This is a genomic window from Mucilaginibacter sp. BGA-UO-ETr-C110 (assembly GCF_059567985.1).
In genome coordinates this window covers 463,857-484,218 of sequence record NZ_JCAQPB010000002.1, presented here as the reverse complement: position 1 = coordinate 484,218, position 20,362 = coordinate 463,857, and the positions used below count along the sequence as shown (strand labels likewise).

Here is a 20,362-nt window from a genome sequence, read left to right as displayed (position 1 = left end):
CAATCATGGAAAAGAAAATCGGATTTATCGGCCTCGGTAACATAGGCATACCTATGGCACAAAATCTCATCAAGTCGGGTTATCATTTACAAGTTTATAATCGCACCCTTTCAAAAATAGATGGGCTCGATCCTGCATACGTCACCAAATGCCAAACACCTGCTGATGCATCCGAGGGAGCTCATATGGTGATCACAATACTTTCGGACGACGAGGTGCTGAAAGAAATAACCTTGGGCGATCAGGGCATACTGGAAAAATTGCCGGAGCATGCCCTGCACATTTCCATGAGCACCGTTTCACCAGAAACGTCCGAACAACTTACCCTGCTTCATGAAGAAGCCGGCAGCCACTATCTGGCCGCTCCGGTGTTTGGCCGGGCCGAAGCCGCTGAAGCCCGCAAACTCTGGATATGCGTATCCGGCGATCAGCATGCCAAGGATACAGCCAAACCTGTACTGGATTGCTTAGGCCAGGGTGTTATAGATTTTGGTGAATCTGCGGGCGGAGCAAACGTGATAAAAATTGCAGGTAACTTTATGATCATGGCTTCGATGGAACTCATGGCGGAGGCTTATACCCTTGCAGAGAAGAATGGACTGGATCGGGCACAGGTGGCTAATTTTTTCGGATCGACATTGTTCAATGTCCCCATTTTTCAAAACTATGGCCGGGCTATCGCCAACAAGCAATATGAGCCGGTAGGCTTCAAATCAAAACTAGGCTATAAGGACGCGCGTCTTGCATTTAAATTATCTCAGGCAAGTCAGACACCCATGCCGCTTGTAAATGCCTTACACAGCCGCTTATTGAGCGCTATGGCAAAAGGCTGGGGCGAGACTGATTGGGTAGAGGCTATTGGACGGGGCGTAAGCGAAGACGCGGGAGTTTGATTAAGGGGAATTTATCTCCTTCTCGTCATTGCGAGCGATAGCGTGGCAATCCCCGACCTACAGAGCGGCTCTGCTTATTGGGATTGCTTCGTGCCTCGCAATGATGCGTGGTGATACAAACGCAGAGTCCCTTGAGATGGACTTAAATTCAGACAAATCATGGTTTACACTATTTTGTTGCACAATTGACTTAATTTATTGATTATCAATTAATTAAATCAATGTTAACCATAAAAAGTGTAAACCATGTAAACCCACTTTTTGTAACAAAATGGCCCGCCTGTTCAGGGATTATGCTTTACTATACATCATAAAACACCTCGTTCTCTGCTTCCAGATGTTGCAGGTTGGGCGTTTGTTCAAATATGCCAAATACCGAGGCTCCACTCCCGCTCATGCTAGCGTAGATCGCACCAGCTTCATACAAAGCCGCTTTAACACCCCGTATTTCTACATGGTTTTTAAATATCGATGCTTCGAAATCATTTTTGATATTTTTTTTCCATTCGGTGATGGGCTCAGCGATCAGATCAAACAATGATTCTTTTGCGGGGGATGGTTTAATCCCTCTGAAAGCCTCGGCAGTGGATATGTGAACATCTGGCATTACCAAAGCAATTTTATATTTGGACAGATCCAATTTGATCGACTCAAATTCGTCGCCCATCTCAAAAGCGAATACCGGTTTATTTTCGATAAAGAAAGCACAGTCGGCACCAAGCCTGCGCGCGTAACCGGTCATTTCAGCAACAGACAGTCCGAGCTCAAATTGCTGATTCATCAACCTGATAAAATAAGCAGCATCAGCCGAGCCACCACCCAGTCCGGCCCCTATCGGGATATTTTTATGGAGATGAATACTCACCGGTGGCAGGTTATGGTCATTTTTTAATAAATGATATCCTTTGATGCATAGGTTGTCCTCTACCCTGCCTGGGACCTCCAAACCGGTAGACTCAAAGCTCAGTTTATCGCTCACCACAACTTCAAGCGCATCTTTAATGTTGATGGGGTAAAAAATGGTTTCCAGATTATGATAACCGTCGGGCCGGCGTTCGATAATGTTCAGGCCAATGTTTATTTTTGCGTTCGGAAAAAGGATCATAGAAAAAAGACTAACACCGCTTGTATTTTTGCACATCTGTTAGGATACCAAAATTAGATTATTTTTCTTTGCCTTTTGAAAAAGTTCACCGGTTCATAAGTTCATTGGTTCATTAGGTTTCTTTAAATCTTAATCAATCCACTCAATCAACCTATATTAACAAAAAAATGAAACAGTATCTCGATTTGATGAGCCATGTGATGGAAACCGGAGCGCAAAAGCATGACAGGACAGGAACCGGTACGGTAAGTGTGTTTGGCTACCAGATGCGTTTCAACCTCAAAGATGGTTTCCCTATGGTGACCACCAAAAAATTACACCTTAAATCCATCATTCATGAACTCATCTGGTTTTTGAGTGGCGATACCAATATCAGCTATCTGAAAGAAAACGGCGTTCGCATCTGGGATGAGTGGGCAGATGCCGAGGGCAACCTTGGACCGGTGTACGGCTACCAGTGGCGCTCATGGCCAAAACCCGACGGAGGGCACATTGACCAGATAACCCAGGTGGTAAATCAAATTAAAAACAATCCCGACTCGCGCCGCATGATCGTATCGGCATGGAACGTTGCCGACGTGAACCAGATGGCGCTGCCACCCTGCCATAGTCTGTTTCAGTTTTATGTGGAGCCCCCTAACCCCTTGAAGGGAGAATTGAAGGGTAAGTTGTCTTGTCAGCTTTATCAACGCAGTGCCGACATATTTTTGGGAGTACCTTTCAATATCGCATCTTATGCTCTGCTCACCATGATGATGGCACAGGTTTGTGATCTGGATTATGGCGATTTCATCCACACTTTTGGTGATGCCCACTTGTACAATAATCACATGGATCAGGCCCGTTTGCAGCTGAGCCGCGAACCGCGTCCGTTGCCAACCATGAAGATCAACCCTGAAGTTAAAGACATCTTCGCTTTTAAGTTTGAAGATTTCACTTTGGAGAACTATGATCCATGGCCGCATATTAAAGCTGCAGTGGCGGTGTAATTGGGTCATGCTTGCTGTTCCTGTAAAAATTTAATAAATTTGAGGATGACTTCGGTTCAGATAAAAAAAGAGATACAAAAAGTACTTGACCAAGTGCCTGAAACTGTATTGCAGGATATTTTAGATTTTGTAAAAGAATTGCAGGTACAGTCGCCTGATCAAATAAAACTCACTAATAATTTGAGGAAAATTCTTTCTGAAGATAAAGAGTTACTACAAAAGCTGGCTCAATGATCGATTTGCAAACAACTTTGCTTATCCATAACATATTGATCGAAAAATTTGGGGGCAGCAAAGGAATCAGAGACCAAGGCGGTTTAGAAGCGGCCATTGCACGGCCATACGCAACATTTGATGGACAGTACCTATATCCGGAAGCTATTGATAAAGCTGCTGCAGTTTTCGAGAGTATTATTATTAATCATCCTTTTCTTGACGGTAATAAAAGAACCGCCTACGTTTTACTCAGGCTAACTCTTCTTGAATTTGAAGTTGATATTACCGCCACTGAAGATGAAAAGTATGATATGACAATATCAGCAAGTAAAGGAGAACTAAATTTTGACGGTATAAAAGTTTGGTTGGCTGGAAAAGCCAAGAAAACAAATTAAACCGCTCAGACCAATGAACTATTGAACCAATAATACTAATAAACCAATAATGACCACATCTATCATAGTTGCCACGGCCAAAAACCACGCTATCGGCAAAGACAATAAATTACTCTGGTACCTGCCCAACGACCTGAAACATTTTAAAGATGTCACCACCGGGCATACCGTGATTATGGGGCGTAAAACCTACGAGTCGGTTGGTAAACCATTACCCAAACGCCGTAACATAGTAATAACCCAGCAGTCCATCACTATTGAAGGCTGTGAAGTTGCAGGTTCTATAGAAGATGCTCTCGAGCTTTGCGCCGGCGAGGGTGAGGTATTTATTGTTGGTGGCGCCCAAATTTACCGGCAAGCCATTCCGCTTACCGATCGTATCTATTTAACTGTGATCGATCAGGATTTTGATGGTGATACCTTTTTCCCGGAGCTTGATCCGCAGGAATGGAAAGAGACGGAACGGGAAAATTTTGAGCCCGACGAAAAAAACAAGTACAGGTACTCCTTCATCACGTTGGAACGCCGCTAACATTTTCTGTCATCAAATTGTTTTAATTTAAAATTTCATGCTTGCGAAATTTTATTAGATTTGCCGTCTTATTAAAAAAAGCTTATAAACTAATTAATTACATATTATAATTCGATGCAAGGTAAAGGGGTTATTAAATTTTTCGCCATTCTGCTGGCTGTAGTATGCTTATACCAGCTATCTTTCACGTGGGTGGCGCGCAAAGTTCAAAGTGATGCCAAAGTATATTCAAAGGGTGACCCTAAGAGAGAAACAGCGTATCTGGATTCGATGTCGACGCAACCGGTATATCCGTTGTTCAAACACAATTATCAATACGTTCTCCAAAGAGAATTGGCATTAGGTCTCGACCTTAAAGGTGGTATGAACGTTACCATGCAAATTTCGCTTGACGAGCTGGTGAGGAAAATTGCCAACAACAATCCGGATGTTGTGTTTAACCAGGCTTTGGCTAATGCCGATAAATTACAGGCTGATGCTAAAACCAATCAAAAAGATTTCATTTCGTTATTTGTTAGCGAGTATGAGAAACTGAATCCAAACGGTAAACTGGCTGCTATCTTTTCAACAAAGGATAATCAGGATCACTTAAAGTTTAACGCCTCCAACAGCGAAGTTCAAGCTTATTTGAAAGATCAGGCCAATACTGCGGTAAAACAATCGTATACGGTTTTGAATACCCGTATCAACCAGTTTGGTGTTACGCAGCCTAACATTCAGTTAGAGCAAAGCTCAAACCGTATCCTGGTTGAGTTGCCTGGGGTAAAAGAACCCGAGCGGGTTCGTAAATTGTTACAAGGTTCTGCCAAGCTGGAGTTTTATGAAACTTATGATAATACCGAAGCTTATCAATACATAGCCAATATTGACAACTTGTTGGCTGCAAAAAATAAAACAGCTAAAGCAGATTCGTCAAAAGCAAAAGCTACTACAACAGCTACAGCTAAAACTGATACTGCGGCTAAAGCAGGTTCATTATTGAGCAAGGTTCAAAAAAATGCCGCTAAAGATACATCTGCGGCAGCATTGGCCAGCAAAACACAATTCACGGCATTGCACCCACTGTTTGCTGTGTTGTCTCCAAACATTGGTCAGGATCCAACAAGCGGTCAGCAGCAATTGGGCCAGGGTCCGGTTGTAGGTTACTCACCATTGAGAGATACAGCTAAAGTTAACTCTTACCTGCATAGCGCCGATGTGCAAGCGGTAATACCACGCAACCTGAAATTTCTTTGGGAGGTAAAACCATTAAAAAATAATAAGGACAAAGCGTTTGCATTATATGCCATCAAATTAACAGGCGCCGAAAACGGTCCGGTATTATCTGGCGATGTGATCACTGATGCCCGTGCCGATAATGATCCTAAAGGAAATCCAGAGGTTGTGATGATCATGAACTCAGAAGGTGCCCAGAAATGGCGTACCGTTACTGCTGAGGCATCATCAGGTACCAATAAAAAAGCGGTAGCCATTGTATTGGATGATAATGTATACTCTGCACCAAATGTACAGAACGAGATCTCTGGTGGGGTATCCTCTATCTCCGGAAACTTCACCATCGAGGATACCAAGGATTTGGCCAACGTATTAAAAGCTGGTCGTTTACCTGCTCCTGCTCACATCATATCAGAATCAGTAGTAGGTCCGTCATTAGGTCAGGAAGCTATCAATGCCGGTGTTACCTCAAGTATATTAGGTTTGGTTGTGGTATTGATATTCATGATCGCTTATTACAACCGTGCGGGTACTGTAGCGGTAGTAGCGGTTATCATCAACATATTTTTCCTGATGGGCGTATTAACCAGCTTAGGCGCGGTATTAACCTTACCGGGTATAGCAGGTATCGTACTCACGCTGGGTATTGCGGTTGATGCTAACGTGTTGGTTTACGAACGTGTTCGTGAAGAACTGGGTTTAGGCAAATCATTAAGAATAGCTGTTGCCGATGGTTTCAAACACGCTTTACCGTCTATTCTCGATTCACAGATCAGTACGTTCTTAACCGGTTTGATCCTATTCATCTTTGGTTCGGGCCCGATACAAGGTTTCGCTACCACATTGATGATCGGTATCATCACCTCATTATTCTGTTCATTGCTGATCTCAAGGGTTATATTTGAGTGGATGCTTGATAAAGGCTGGGATATTAAATTTTCTCACCCATGGAGCTCACATACCTTCAAAAACGCCAATTTCAAATTCGTAAAAAACCGTTTCAAGTTTTACGCTTTCTCGGGTATATTCATATTAGCTGGCTTAGTATCCATCTTTACCCGCGGCTTTAGCTACGGTGTGGATTTTGAAGGCGGTCGTAACTATATCATCACTTTCCCTAATAAAGCCGTTACTACTGAGGCTATCCATGATGCAGTTGATGCTACATTAGGTCGCAGTACAGAGGTTAAAACATTTGGTGCCGATAAAATGAGCATCACTACCAACTTGTTGATCAAGGATAATAATGCCGCCACTGACTCTAAAGTAAGGAGTACATTGATCCAGGCTTTGGGTACCAAAGATGCTACCCGTATAACCGATAAGGATATAGTAGGTTTCTCAAAAGTGAGCGCCACTGTTGCTGATGAATTAAAAACATCAGCTATCTATACGGTATTGTTCGCCATATTTGTGATCTCAGCGTACATCCTGATCCGTTTCCGCAAATGGCAGTTCAGCTTAGGTGCAATGGTAGCAACCGCGCATGATGCATTATTGGTATTATCATTCTTCTCTTTATTCAGAGGTATACTTCCATTCTCGCTGGATATTGATCAGGCGTTCATTGCCGCGATATTAACCGTTATCGGTTACTCGATCAACGATACCGTGGTAGTATTTGACAGGATCCGTGAGTTCCTGGAATTGCACCATGCAAAAACTGATAACCCTGAAGAAGTAATTAACCAGGCTATCAACAGTACATTGAGCCGTACCATCATTACCGCTTTAACCGTGGTATTCGTATTGATCGTATTGTTCATATTTGGTGGCGATGTGATCAAAGGATTCTCGTTCGCATTATTGATCGGTGTGATCTTCGGAACATACTCGTCTATCTGCGTGGCAACACCGGTTATTGTTGACTTTGGGAAAAAAGACCTGAGATAAACTCCATAAATTTATTTACAAGGCCCCAAAGAACTTTTGGGGCCTTTTTTGTTTGTATTGATATCTGAAATTGTTTAAAAGAGACGCATTTGTTGTATCTCTGCATAAAATAAAACACCTGTGCTATGAACTTAACAGACAGCTCCAAATTTCCACTGGTAGTTATTGTAGGCGGGGGCTTTGGTGGGCTCCAGGTAGCCAAGCACCTGAAAGATAAGCCCGTTGAGGTTTTAATGCTCGATAAGCATAATTACCACACGTTTCAGCCGCTTTTATACCAGGTGGCCACAGGCAGCCTTGAGTCGGAATCCATCGCTTTTTCGCTGCGCAAGAACTTTGCCAGTCAAAAAAATTTCAGGTTCAGGATTGCCGAGGTAACCAAAGTAAATGCCGAAAAAAACACCATTGATACCACCATTGGTGAAATAGCCTATGATTACCTGGTGATAGCTACAGGTTCAACCACCAACTTTTTTGGAAATAAGGATATCGAAAAGTTTTCGATGCCCATGAAATCTATTCCTGAGGCGCTTAACCTAAGATATTCCATCCTGCAAAACATTGAGGAAGCACTATTAAAACCCACCCAGGAAGAACGTGCCCCCTACCTTACCTTTGTACTGGTAGGCGCCGGGCCAACCGGTGTGGAGCTATCGGGCGCACTGGCAGAATTGCGCAATCATATCCTGGCCAAAGATTATCCAGAGCTCAAAAAGGAGGATATGAAAGTGTACCTGGTTGATTTCCTGCCAAAAGTATTAGGCCCTTTTTCTGACGAAGCTTCTGCCGCAACTAAAGAATTTCTGACAAAAATGGGCGTCGAAGTGCTTTTAGGCGTAAAAGTAGAAAGCTACAACGGCGAGGAGATCAAATTTGAAGGTGGTAAAACCATCCGCACCAAAACTGTGATCTGGAGTGCCGGCGTTATGGGTGTGATACCCGAAGGTATCGATCCCAGCTTTATTGAACGCGGGAACAGGATTAGGACTGATAGTATTTGTCGTGTAGTGGGCACCAACAACATATTTGCCATTGGCGATGTAGCAGCCATGATAACCGACGAAACACCTAAAGGTCACCCTGGCGTGGCCCAGGTGGCCATACAAATGGGGCAGCATGTGGCTAAATCCATAGCTCAACTCATCAACCACGAACCAACGGCACCTTTTAAGTATTTCGACAAGGGCTCCTTAGCTACTGTTGGTCGTAATAAAGCCGTTGCCGATCTGGGTAAAATAAAATTCCAGGGATTTTTTGCCTGGCTGGTATGGCTGTTCGTTCACTTAATATCGCTTTTAGGTGGCCGTAACAAGGTGATCGTGTTTATTAACTGGGTATCCAGCTATATTACTTATAATGGCGGTACAAGGCTTATTATCCGCAAGTTTGAACGCGAAGGACTTACCGAAGATGAGCATTTACCCAAAACGGTTGATTGATTTCTGAGTCTCAAGCCGAAAGTCATAAAGCCTTAAGACCGGGTTTAAAAATTCAAAACTTCAGACTTAAAAACTAACTTTGGACTATAGACCTCAGACTTAGTACTTGAAATGAGCATAAAAATAACCGAGTGCCCCCGCGACGCCATGCAGGGCCTGCATGATTTTGTACCAACCGATATCAAAGCGGCCTATATCAACCTGCTGTTACAGGTAGGTTTCGATACTATCGATTTTGGGAGCTTTGTATCCGCTAAAGCTATACCACAGCTACAGGACACTGCCGACGTATTAAAAAAGCTGGATATAAGCAGTACCCGGTCAAAACTGCTGGCCATTATTGCCAACTACCGCGGTGCCGAGGACGCGGTTAAACATGAGGAGATTACCTATTTAGGGTATCCTTTTTCTATATCCGAAACTTTTCAAATCCGTAATACCAACACTACGCTCCCTCAAGCTTTTGAAAACGTAAAAAAGATCAACGAGTTATGCCATACCAGCGGTAAACAATTATTAGTTTACCTGTCTATGGGTTTTGGCAATCCATATGGCGATGAATGGAATACGGGCATCATAGAGCAATGGACAGAACAGCTTGTTGGTCTGGGTATCAAAAACATAGCACTTGCCGATACCATTGGCATTGCCCAGGCAGAACAGATCAGCAGTATTTACCCCGACCTATGCCGTAAATTCCCGGAAACAGAGTTCGGCATCCACCTACACTCTACCCCTGATACCTGGCAGCCCAAAATAGAAGCTGCTTATAAAAGCGGTTGCAAACGTTTTGATGTAGCACTAAAGGGTTACGGAGGCTGCCCCATGGCCGCAGATGACCTCACAGGCAACATCGCCACCGAAAACCTAATAGGATATCTCCAGTCACAAAACGAGCTCCTGAGGCTTGATTTGGCCAAATTTCAGGAAGCTATGGATTACTCTGGAAAAGTGTTTTCTTAGATGTACAAATTTCAAATGTGCAAGTGTGCAGATGAAATAATTTATTGATAATTTGATTTTTTTAATCTGCACATCTGAAATTTGCACATCTGATCTTATCTGCACATTGGCTAAGCCACAACTTTAGCCGCTTTGCTTATTTTTGCTTTTTTGTTTTTATCAAAATTTTCCATTACCAGTACGGCGGCGCCGATCAGCTCGGCATCAAAACCCAGCTCAGATACCAGTAGTTCAGTACCACCAGCAAGCCTCGGGATGCAGTATTTATGCAGAGCCTGCTGTATAGGCGCCATGAGTATCTTGGCCACCTTAGCCCCCCTGCCGCTTAGTACAATAATAGCAGGGTTCATGATGTGGATGAGAATAGCCAGGGCCTTCCCTATTTTATAACCCGCGTCTGATAACAGCTCAATAGCAAACTGATCGCCATTGTTGGCGGCTTCCAGTACAGCATCCCCCATGAGTTTAGAGTGGTCATTATCGTTACTATTGTATTTTAAACTGGTGATACGTCCCTGCTGAATACCCGCAATGGCTTTTCTGGCCACTACCAGCATGGAGGCCTCTGCTTCCAGGCAACCACGTTTACCACATTCGCAAAGCGCGCCATCTTCTGATAAAGGTATGTGGCTCAGTTCACCGGCGAAACCATTATAACCGCGGAACAGCTTACCATTCACAATCATCCCTAAACCAATACCCCAGCCCAGGTTGATCACCATAACCTCGTTCTGTGATTTGGCTATGCCGAATTTTTGTTCGGCCAGGGCTATCAAACTCGAATCGTTGTCGATATAGGTAGTAATACCGGTTTTGGCGGTAAGATAAGCGGTCAAACTTTCGCCGCCGGCATCAAGATAAGTGTAATTTATCCCTTCGGTAACGTTTATAAAGCCCGGCATACCAATACCTGTCCCGGCTATCTTTTCTTTGGATACGCCCGAACCCTTGATATAGTTGTTGATCTCCCCGGTCAGTTTAGCCAGAGCATCGGGATTATTAAGCAATTTAAGTTCAAAAGTAACCATATCGGCTACAGCGTTGTTCAGCAGGTCAAAAAGCTGGATCCGTGCAGTAAGTTGGTCAAGTGCAATGGCCAGAATATACATGGTATTTGCCTTTACTGAATACATCAACGGTCTGCGGCCACCGCTTGAAGGAGCATAACCATCCTCAACAACAAAACCCTCATCCATTAATTCATTAACAGCTTTGGCTATTGAGGGTATGCTTTTATCATATAACTCGCTCAAACCCGCGCATGACATCGCTTTATTAAAATAAAGCGTTTTAATGATCATATTTTTTAGCTGACTGCCCTTTACACCTTTATTCTCCAGTTCCATTCAATAATTTATAATTGGGTTTATAACAGGCAATGCCTTAGTGTTTTGAATTGTATAAAAATATAAATAAAGTATTTAACTACAACTGTAATTATTACACTCAATAAGGGTACCTGTCTAATTGACAAAATTAATGAAACAATTGCCTACAGAAAGTAAAAAAAGATATTGTAGCTATGAGTCCGTACGCCTTTTTCCAAAACTTTTTAAACCTATAATTTTAACACTTTTTTAGTCAAAAACGGGGTAAAATCGGCTCAAAAAGCATCAAATTTTTGATTAAACTATCGATTTTAACAAATTTTAACAAATTTTCAGCCTGTTTTGAAAGGTTTAAAAAGTATTAATATATTGATTTTCAAATAACTGCATCAAAAACGATCTATTTTTGGGCCTGTTAGCCTCTTAACAGAACAGCCCGGTACTCTGATAAAAAGAGAACCGGGCTGCTATACTGTAAATATACCGAAAATTATCGGCAAGTAAAAACGTTGCATAACAGTTTTTAAACCTTCAAACTCTCTTGCTAGTTCAAGTGTCCACGTTTAAATACCCAGATCAGAACATTCAATAGGTAAAGAATAATTCATTGGAAATATTAAACTAAAACATCATTTTTGAAGGTGATAGTAAACTAATTCCCATTTACTTTCATTTTGAGGGCACTAAACGGGAGGCATTTCTACCCAAATAAGATAAAAACGCATTCAATGAATATTAAAAACTTCCGGCTGGAGCTAAAATACGTTATGCTTTTAATGCTCCTGTTTTTGCAGATAATGGTAAAAGCCCAGCGGCGGCCAAAAATACATTGGACAGCTGATGGCTACCACTACTATTCGGCAAAAGACAGTACCATACTAACAGTAGATATGCACGATCCGGAACGGAAGACTGTTTTTTTAGGTCCGGAGGTCTTTACTCCTCCCGGGAAAAAAGCACTTATGATCAACCAGTTCTTTATGGCCGATGACGGTAAAAAGATTTTGATCTACACCAATAGTAAAAAGGTTTGGCGCTATAATACCCGTGGCGATTATTGGGTTTATGACCTTAATGCCAAAACCTTAAAGCAAATAGGTAAGGACCGGCCTGCCTCATCGCTGATGTTTGCCAAGTTCTCGCCCGACGGCAGTAAAGCAGCTTATGTAAGTGAGCATAATATTTATGCAGAAGATCTGACTGCGGGCACAGTTAAACAATTGACATTTGATGGTACCCAAAAACTAATAAACGGTACGTTTGATTGGGCATACGAAGAAGAATTTGATAACAGGGATGGCTTCCGCTGGTCGCCTGATGGCAAGCAGATCGCTTACTGGCAAATTGACGCCAGTAAAGTTAAAACCTATTCAATGCTAAATACCACTGATTCAATTTATCCTTACGTGGTTCCGGTAGAATATCCTGTTGCCGGTGAAGATCCCAGTTCCTGTAAAATTGCGGTTGTTGATATTGCCAGCGGTAAGATAAACCGAATGGATGTACCCGGCGATGCGGTGCAGCATTATATATTAAATATGGAATGGGTACCAAATTCAAACAGGATCATTTTACAACAAATGAACCGGGCACAAAACGAAAGCAAAATATTTGTTGCCGATGCCGCTGATGGAAAATCAAGGCTTATTTATGAGGAGCATGATGCTGCCTGGGTGGATATCCGGTCGCGCTGGAATTATGGTGACGGGGCAGGATGGGAATGGATAAACGGCGGTAAGGATTTTTTGTGGATGAGTGAAAAAGATGGCTGGCGGCACCTGTCAAAAATAAATAAGAACGGCAAGGAAACGCTGCTCACTAAAGGTAATTATGATGTGATAAGCCTGGAGTTAATAGACGAAAAAAGTGGTTATGTTTATTTTACGGCTTCGCCTGATAATGCTACGCAAAAATACCTTTACCGCATAAAACTAAGTGGCGGCAAGGCCGAACGGGTGACACCTATGAATTTGCCGGGAACACACTTTTATTCGATTTCGCCCAACGGAAAAATTGCCTTGCACGACTTTACCAATAGTTATACGCCTTTTCAACGCGAAGTGATCAGCTTGCCTGATCATCAACATATTGCTGGAAAGGTGATAGCGATAAACGAGCAAGCTAAAAATAAACCGGAGTTTTTTAAAGTAAAAACTATTGATGGGGTTGAAATGGATGGCTGGATGGTAAAACCCACCAATTTTGATCCAACTAAAAAGTATCCCGTTGTATTTTATGTTTACGGCGAACCTGCAGCTGTGACCGTGGAAGATATATATTATGCGGTTCAAAATTGGGAATATATTGGCAATATGGCCGATGACGGTTATATTTATATTTCAATGGATAATCGTGGAACGCCGGCACCTAAAGGACGGGAGTGGCGGAAATCGGTCTACAAAAATGTTGGTATTGTAGGCGCCAGAGACCAGGCAATGGGTGCCAAAGAAATAATGAAATGGCCCTTTATTGATACTGCAAGGGTAGCGGTTTGGGGATGGAGCGGCGGCGGCTCAGCCACGCTTAACTTAATGTTTCAGTATCCGGAGATCTACAAAACCGGTATTGCTATTGCGGCCGTAGGCTGGCAGCTAACCTATGATAATATTTACCAGGAACGTTATATGGGCGTACCTGTTGACAGTGCAAGCCGCGAAGTATTTATCAAGGGATCGCCCATAACTTATGCCAAAAACTTACGGGGAAACCTGTTATATATACATGGCACGGGAGATGATAATGTGCATTATAAAAATGCCGAAATGCTGATTAACGAGTTGGTTAAATATAATAAACAGTTTCAGTTGATGTCGTACCCAAATCGTTCACATGCAATAGATGAAGGGCCGGGAACAAGTTTGCATTTACGTACGTTATATACTCAGTATTTAAAAGAGCATTGCCCTCCGGGCGGGAGATAGCCTGGTCAGTTCAAACATCCATGCTTAAATAGGCTGGTGACTGCGCCTTTACTAGTTACGTTTCTGGGCAAAAAGCCAGTCCCATAAACCAGGTGTATTACTAACCCGGTCCCATATGTTATGCCCATCATCTGGAAACTCGGTGTATTTTGGATTTCCGCCTGCTTTTTTGATAGCATTGATCATATCACGTGAACCGCTAACAGGAACATTTTTGTCATGAGCACCATGAAATGCCCATACAGGTATATTGACAATCCGGGAGGCCAATTTAGGATCTTCGCCTCCTGCAACAGGTATTGCGGCGGCAAACATATCCGGCCGGGTACAGATAAAATGCCAGGCCCCGTAACCACCTCTTGACAGTCCTGTAACGTAGCGCCTTTTTACATCTATCCCGGGTTCTTTGTCCAGTGAGCTAATGGCTTCATAAACCAACGAATCTACCGATGGATAATTAGGGATACCGCCCCAGCCAGATCCGGGCGGGCAATTTGGTATAAAAAGAAATGCAGTATAATTTGCCCTGTTAATATCAGTTGATAATACCTCAGCTGCCACTGCACCTTCCATTTGCCTGATCTTATCAGTGGCGGGTTGGCCGCCGTAAGGCAAACTTACAACCAAAGGATACTTCTTTGCAGGATCGAAATTTAATGGCTTTAGTAAATGATAAAATAAGGTATCGCCTTTACTGTTCACATACGTGCGGGACTCAAATAATTGAGCCATTCTTTGAGTTTTTTCAAAATTCACCGCCCCCCAGTATGCAGACGAATTAGCATCGGAACTCAGCATCACTCCCGAAATTATTGCGATAATCAAAGCCAATGTTCGCGCTATACCCAATGTAACTTTTACAGATTCCTTAACCGGGCTTGTGTTTTCTGTATTTAACAGCTTAATCTCACTTAAAAAATGCATAATAAACGGAATGTAAATTAAGCTGCCAGGTATTGATGTCCATAGGGCAATTTTTGCTAATGTGCTATTTAATTGAACATCTTTTGAAAACAGGGTCCAGACAGTAGTTGATACCAAAACCAAACCGATGACCAATAGATAAGCCCCTGCTATTCTTAACCAAAAGCTTTTCCTCGTACTGGAAAATAGAAGACTCAGCGCGGATATAATGCCGACACTTAAAGAAATAAGAACCATAGGCATATAATAGCTGAGTAATGCCCTTGATGATAATAGCATTAAGATGAGAGCCGCAAAACAAAGGTTTACAATGGTAGAGGCTATCAAGGTATAGAAGGCAGCCCAATACTCCCGGTAATGATAATACTTTAGCAAGAATATTCCTCCTGTTGAAGCAATTGCATTTGTTACCAAAAACCAGGCAACAAAGGAACCCAGGGTATAAAGTTGTGCATTGACCCAGATTTGCATGATGCCCTGGAATAAGCCGCAGGCAACGGTCAATCCTAAAAAGAATATCCCGAAATTATAAAGACTTTTGTTCATATACTTATGGATAAGGAAGTAATTCAAATTACAAAAGAAGCTTTGATAGCTATTAGTAAATATATACTTATTTTAATAATATTTTTCTATTCCAAACCCCTCAGCAGTTCTTGCCAGTTCAAGCGTCCATGCCTAAAAAGGCGGGTGTTGATAGTAGAATTTTACCCGCTGGAATTTCCATTAAAATAACCCGATATGATAACCTAATGTTTTTGATATCAGAATTTTAAACACCCTGGCTTATCGGTTAAATAATTTGCAAAATGTTTTATAAAAGGCAATTATCGAATATTTAATAATATTTTTACAAAAAACTTAAGCCGATGAAACATAGACTTTTACTTTGTGCTATATGCCTATCTGTGCTTTTTTCCTGCAAAAAGGAAAAAAAAGAACCCGATACCAAATTATACCCCATAAATTTTAAGGTATCTGGTTTTTCACAAACCAACGTTCCTATAGGCTTAGGTAAAGCAAAAACAGCTGCCCTTGCCACGCAGGCTGCAGATACTATTCCGGTGCAAAACTTAACTTATTTGCTTTTTACCACAGATATACAGAGTCCATTACTTAGCCAAATCAGCTTTGTTAAAGGAAGTGCCGGCTTTGGTACAATTACTGACAAGGTAGCGCCAGGTAACTATGTGGCCGTATTTTGTGGGGGATCTGCTGATCTTAAATTTGGCACGATAACGTATCCAGAGTATTTCACCGGGTTTTATTATCCATTTTTCTGGGGTGATACCTTTTATAAGCGGGTACCCATTACTGTTACTGCAAATGGAATAAATATGGGGGTGAGTTTAGATAGAATCACTGCCCGATTAGATTTGGTGATTAAAGACGCCATTCCAGTTGGCACAACACAAATATGGGTGTCTTTTCCAGATACTTTAGGATGTGATGCCAGAAATGGCAGAGGCAAACTTAGTTTTTTAGGCACAAACGGCGCGGCTAAAACTATAACTGCGGCTGATATTGGTAAAACCAATTATACGATCAGTATCAATACATTCAATAATATAACACCATTTGACGTAACTGTAAAGTATTTCGGTCCAAATCCCACCGCTCCCCTTAATACAAGAATAATTAAGAATGTGGTATGTAAAACAAATACCAAAACTACGTTATCAGGCGATTTATTTACCCCTGGCAATAATGGATTTTCAATTACGGTTAATCAGGATTGGAATACACCAATAACAGTCGGCTTTTAATTCTTAAATCTATCCAAATGAAAAAAAAAATAATTTACCTCACCATATTAAGTATAGTGCTGTTATCGTGCAAAAAAGAAAATCATACTAAAACAACAGACCCTCAAGGTAATTTGCACCCGGTTGTTTTTAATATAAATAATTTTACACAACAAAACACCCCGATAAATGGAAGTGTTAAAACCAAGGTAAATGATGTTGTTCCCCCAGAGCAAAGTAACATTATAAGACTCTTATACAAATTATACGATTCCAGCAATACCCTAAAAAAAACAGTAACTATAAATAAAGGCGAACCTGCTTTTGGAACAATTCAAGACAGTCTTGCGTCAGGAAATTACACAGCTGTTTTTGTAGGAATAACCTATATGGATGAATATAAGGATAAATTTATTGATGCCGGCACCACATTTAGTTACAGTGATGTTTCCGGTAATGAGGAGCTTTTTCATGAAACGTTTTATAAAAAGATAAATTTTGTTGTGGGTGATAACCCCATAGTGAAGGACGTCGTTTTGCAGCGATTAACCTCTGAAGTACAAGTTATTATTCAAGACGCCATCCCTACAGGAATTACGGATATAGATGTACAAATTGTCAATTTAAATAACGCATATTCATATTTTGATGATATATCTTCCGGTACTATTGATTATGATCATGCTACAAGCATTCCATTTGTTAAAATTGGTACAACCAACTTTTCTCCTGGTCCGGAAGGTCCTCTGTTAAATACAAATTCACCAGTAACTATATATATATCGGCTCGATACTATAGCACAATTATTGCCCGAAGAACGGTTTCCAATATAACACTACAGCGCAATACCCGAACTATTTTGACCGGAAATTTATTTTCTAATAGCAGTGGTGATGCCAGTGGCTTTACAGTTACTTATAATTCGGCTTATAATCCTAATGATATTAATCAAGGCTTTTAAATGTTTATATAGAAACCTGTTAGATTCTTCTAAAAGCGAAAGCCCTGTAAAGTTTAAACTTTACAGGGCTTTCGCTTTTAGCTTTCTGCCTTAGGCATTCAGCCCTATTGCACTTCAAACTCTTTTTTCAATTTAATATCAACCGATGAGCTGCCGATCATGACCATGAATTTGCCAGGTTCAACCGTCCAATTCATATTTTTATCCAACAGGGCCAGATCATCAGGATGCAGGGTAAACTGCACGGTTTTCTTTTCGCCCGGGGCCAGGTTAACGCGTTCAAATCCGCGCAGGTCATACTCATAGGTAGTTACACTACTAACTTCGTCTTTGAGGTACAACTGCACCACATCATCACCTTTACGGCTGCCGGTGTTGGTTACATCCACACTTACCTGTACATCGCCCTGGGCGTTCTCTTTCTCGGGCGATACCTGCAGGTTACTGTATTCAAATTTGGTATAGCTTAAGCCGTAACCATAAGGGTACAGCGCGCCGTTCACACTGGTTTTGCCCCAACTGTTCTCGCCACCCTGGCTGGCCTGCGAAGCCGGTTTAAACGGAAAGTTAAACTCAATTTGTCCCGTTGTTTTGGGGAAGGTAATAGGCAGCCTGCCGCCCGGATTATTATCGCCAAACAGGGTTTCGGCTATTACACGTCCGCTTTCGGGGCCAGGGAACCAGGCTTCCAGTATGGCGGGTACAAATTTATTTTCCCAGTTAACGGTAAGGGGTTGCCCGTTGATCATCACCATCACCACCGGTTTACCGGTAGCCTGTAGCGCCTGGATCAGTTTTAACTGTCTGCCTGGCAGATTTAAACCGGTACGGGAAAGACTCTCGCCCACCCTTTCAAAATCTTCACCAACCACGGCTATCACCACATCGGCCTGTTTGGCCTGTGCTACAGCCGAATCAATACCGGCCTGCTCCTGTGTAGTAAGCGGTGTTTCGATGATCTCGCTTTCGGGCCAGGTGGCATCAACCACGTTACAGCCTTTGGCATAGGTAACGTTTACATCCTTACCTACGTAATTTTTAATACCATCCAGCACATTGGTAACGGGGTTGTGCGATGGACCGTACCTGCTGGTCGCATAATTTTTTTCGGCAGCCAGCGGACCGGTCACCAGTATATTTTTCAGTTTACTCTTATCCAACGGCAACAGGTCGCCTTGGTTTTTGAGCAGCACCATCGATTCGCGGTTCATTTGCAGCGACATGGCATCATCAGCCGGGGTATGTACTTTTTTGTCGGATGATTTTGGATCTTTTACATACGGATCATCAAACAAACCTAAACGGAATTTCACCCGCAATACATCACCAACCCGGGAGTCAACAACTTTCATCGACAGTTTATTTTCTTTGATCAGCTCGCGCAGGGGCATAATATAGGTTTGCGGCATGGTAAAGTTGGTACGTACATTCAGCCCGGCTTCTACCGCTTGTCTTACTGCTTCTTTATAATCGCCTGCCACATGGTGTTTGGAGTACAGGTATTCTACGGCCTCACTGTCAGATACTACATAGCCATTGAAGCCAAATTTTTGGCGCAATAGCTCGGTTAAAAAGTAATAACTGCCGGTAATGGGCACGCCATCCCAATCGTTATAACTGCTCATTACACCCATAGGATGTGCTTCCTGTATCACCCGGCGAAAGGGGTACAGATAGATCTGGTACATCTCGCGCGGGGCCACATGCGGATCGGTACGGGCGCTACCATCGCGGCCGCCTTTAGGTACGCTGTACACCGCGAAATGCTTCAGGGTTGATGCTACGCCCTCTTCCTGGATCCCCAGCACCATTTGTTTGCCCAGCTCAGCTATATGGAAAGGATCTTCGCCATAACACTCCACAACACGTCCCCAACGCTGGTCGCGCGCAGGGTCAAGAATAGGTGCGTAAACGTTGGTATAACCCAGGGCTTTAGCTTCACGACCTACGGTTTGGCCGGCACGGCGCACCAGTTGTTTATCAAAAGTACTGCCGATAGATATAGGGGCCGGTAAAGGTGTGGCACGGTCGTGATTTAAACCGTGAATCCCCTCGTTGGTAAAATCAACCGGGATCCCCAGGCGGGTTTCTTCCACAAACCATTTCTGAATGGTATTGATAGCCGAAGCATGTTTGCTGTAAGGGAATGAATATTCGGTATATGCCCTGTCGGTTGTAGAAACCAGGTTGTTCAGTTCCTCGTCAATATTGGCAATACCGTCTTTCCAGACTTCGTTTTTCCATGACGCGGCGGGCATTTCTTCTTTCAAAACTCGCTTGTAGCCGTACAGTGTGGCCATCTGGCAGGTTTTTTCTTCAACGGTCATCTGGCTTAGCAAGTCGGCAACACGTTTGTCAACGGTTTGCGAAGGATCTTCAAAAACGTCCATTTTGCCGTTCTTGTTAAAATCAACCCAACCTTTATGGTAAATGTTTTTTTGTTGTGCCGATGCGGATAGAGCCAATCCGGCGATCAGGACAGAAGCCATGCTTACGCGTGGCAGGGAGTACTTTTTTCTCATGCAGATATAATTGCGGTTAGTACTCCAAATATATGTTTTAAGAATAAGGTTGAGCCAGGACGCCATTATAGAAACTACGAAAACGATTGCGAACAGTTCTGTTTAAGATTTTATCTGGCGTAGGCCTGTCATCCTGAGCTTGTCGAAGGACGCGCGCAGAGGCCCTACCCACCATACTTCGACGGAGCTCAGTATGACACCCTTTTTGAACGCCGGCGAAGACTCACCCGGTCTGCGCTTCTCTGCACCACCCTCTCTTTGGCCTCGCCATAAAGAGGGTAAAGAAAAGCGAATGCCCCCTCTTTGCGCCGAAGGCGGAG

Annotated in this window: 15 protein-coding genes; 11 read left to right on the top strand and 4 right to left on the bottom strand. The window is 42.7% G+C overall.

What is annotated here, in order from left to right; all coding sequences use genetic code 11:
• The first annotated feature begins 5 nt into the window (after positions 1 to 5).
• Positions 6 to 893 carry an NAD(P)-dependent oxidoreductase gene (locus tag AC57BQ_RS03510; protein WP_496404949.1) on the top strand — a complete coding sequence of 296 codons (888 nt, stop codon included), beginning with the start codon at positions 6 to 8 and terminating at the stop codon, positions 891 to 893.
• A 301-nt stretch (positions 894 to 1,194) separates the two neighbouring features.
• Here the strand turns inward: AC57BQ_RS03510 and ispE are convergent, their stop codons facing one another.
• On the bottom strand, positions 1,195 to 2,034 hold the full coding sequence (gene ispE / locus AC57BQ_RS03505; protein ID WP_496404948.1) for a 4-(cytidine 5'-diphospho)-2-C-methyl-D-erythritol kinase: 840 nt from the start codon (positions 2,032 to 2,034) through the stop codon (positions 1,195 to 1,197).
• A gap of 131 nt (positions 2,035 to 2,165) precedes the next feature.
• Here ispE and AC57BQ_RS03500 point away from each other — a divergent pair, with 131 nt between their 5' ends.
• The 7 genes from AC57BQ_RS03500 to AC57BQ_RS03470 all read left to right on the top strand — a co-directional run bounded on the left by AC57BQ_RS03500 (position 2,166) and on the right by AC57BQ_RS03470 (position 9,640).
• Complete coding sequence (locus AC57BQ_RS03500) at positions 2,166 to 2,987, top strand: thymidylate synthase (RefSeq protein ID WP_496404947.1); 822 nt, start codon at positions 2,166 to 2,168, stop codon at positions 2,985 to 2,987.
• Positions 2,988 to 3,032: 45 nt separating this feature from the next.
• Entirely contained in the window at positions 3,033 to 3,221 is a 189-nt protein-coding gene (locus AC57BQ_RS03495) for a hypothetical protein (protein ID WP_496404946.1), read from the top strand.
• Complete coding sequence (locus tag AC57BQ_RS03490) at positions 3,218 to 3,598, top strand: type II toxin-antitoxin system death-on-curing family toxin (protein WP_496404945.1); 381 nt, start codon at positions 3,218 to 3,220, stop codon at positions 3,596 to 3,598. Before AC57BQ_RS03495 ends, AC57BQ_RS03490 begins: the two co-directional genes overlap by 4 nt.
• A gap of 49 nt (positions 3,599 to 3,647) precedes the next feature.
• Positions 3,648 to 4,130: a dihydrofolate reductase gene (locus AC57BQ_RS03485; RefSeq protein WP_496404944.1), complete on the top strand. Its 483-nt coding sequence runs from the start codon at positions 3,648 to 3,650 to the stop codon at positions 4,128 to 4,130.
• Positions 4,131 to 4,244: 114 nt separating this feature from the next.
• Entirely contained in the window at positions 4,245 to 7,238 is a 2,994-nt protein-coding gene (gene secDF, locus AC57BQ_RS03480) for a protein translocase subunit SecDF (protein WP_496404943.1), read from the top strand.
• Positions 7,239 to 7,363: 125 nt separating this feature from the next.
• Entirely contained in the window at positions 7,364 to 8,677 is a 1,314-nt protein-coding gene (locus AC57BQ_RS03475; protein ID WP_496404942.1) for an NAD(P)/FAD-dependent oxidoreductase, read from the top strand.
• 111 nt (positions 8,678 to 8,788) lie between these two features.
• Entirely contained in the window at positions 8,789 to 9,640 is an 852-nt protein-coding gene (locus AC57BQ_RS03470) for a hydroxymethylglutaryl-CoA lyase-like TIM-barrel protein (RefSeq protein WP_496404941.1), read from the top strand.
• A gap of 110 nt (positions 9,641 to 9,750) precedes the next feature.
• On the opposite strand, the gene AC57BQ_RS03465 is transcribed toward AC57BQ_RS03470, so the two are convergent.
• Positions 9,751 to 10,986, bottom strand: a complete 1,236-nt coding sequence (locus AC57BQ_RS03465) for an ROK family transcriptional regulator (RefSeq protein WP_496404940.1) — start codon at positions 10,984 to 10,986, stop codon at positions 9,751 to 9,753.
• Between the two features lie 710 nt (positions 10,987 to 11,696).
• On the opposite strand from AC57BQ_RS03465, the gene AC57BQ_RS03460 reads away from it, so the two are divergent.
• Positions 11,697 to 13,889 (top strand): S9 family peptidase, encoded by a 2,193-nt coding sequence (locus AC57BQ_RS03460; protein ID WP_496404939.1) that lies wholly within the window; start codon positions 11,697 to 11,699, stop codon positions 13,887 to 13,889.
• Between the two features lie 51 nt (positions 13,890 to 13,940).
• Here the strand turns inward: AC57BQ_RS03460 and AC57BQ_RS03455 are convergent, their stop codons facing one another.
• Positions 13,941 to 15,359 carry a carboxylesterase family protein gene (locus AC57BQ_RS03455; protein WP_496404938.1) on the bottom strand — a complete coding sequence of 473 codons (1,419 nt, stop codon included), beginning with the start codon at positions 15,357 to 15,359 and terminating at the stop codon, positions 13,941 to 13,943.
• A gap of 323 nt (positions 15,360 to 15,682) precedes the next feature.
• Between AC57BQ_RS03455 and AC57BQ_RS03450 the strand changes: the two genes are divergently transcribed.
• Complete coding sequence (locus AC57BQ_RS03450) at positions 15,683 to 16,579, top strand: hypothetical protein (RefSeq protein ID WP_496404937.1); 897 nt, start codon at positions 15,683 to 15,685, stop codon at positions 16,577 to 16,579.
• Positions 16,580 to 16,596: 17 nt separating this feature from the next.
• The gene (locus AC57BQ_RS03445; RefSeq protein WP_496404936.1) at positions 16,597 to 17,520 is read left to right on the top strand and encodes a hypothetical protein; all 924 of its coding nucleotides are present in this window, start codon (positions 16,597 to 16,599) and stop codon (positions 17,518 to 17,520) included.
• 104 nt (positions 17,521 to 17,624) lie between these two features.
• Here AC57BQ_RS03445 and AC57BQ_RS03440 read toward each other — a convergent pair whose 3' ends face one another.
• The gene (locus tag AC57BQ_RS03440; protein WP_496404935.1) at positions 17,625 to 20,042 is read right to left on the bottom strand and encodes a glycoside hydrolase family 3 N-terminal domain-containing protein; all 2,418 of its coding nucleotides are present in this window, start codon (positions 20,040 to 20,042) and stop codon (positions 17,625 to 17,627) included.
• Between the last annotated feature and the right edge of the window lie 320 nt (positions 20,043 to 20,362).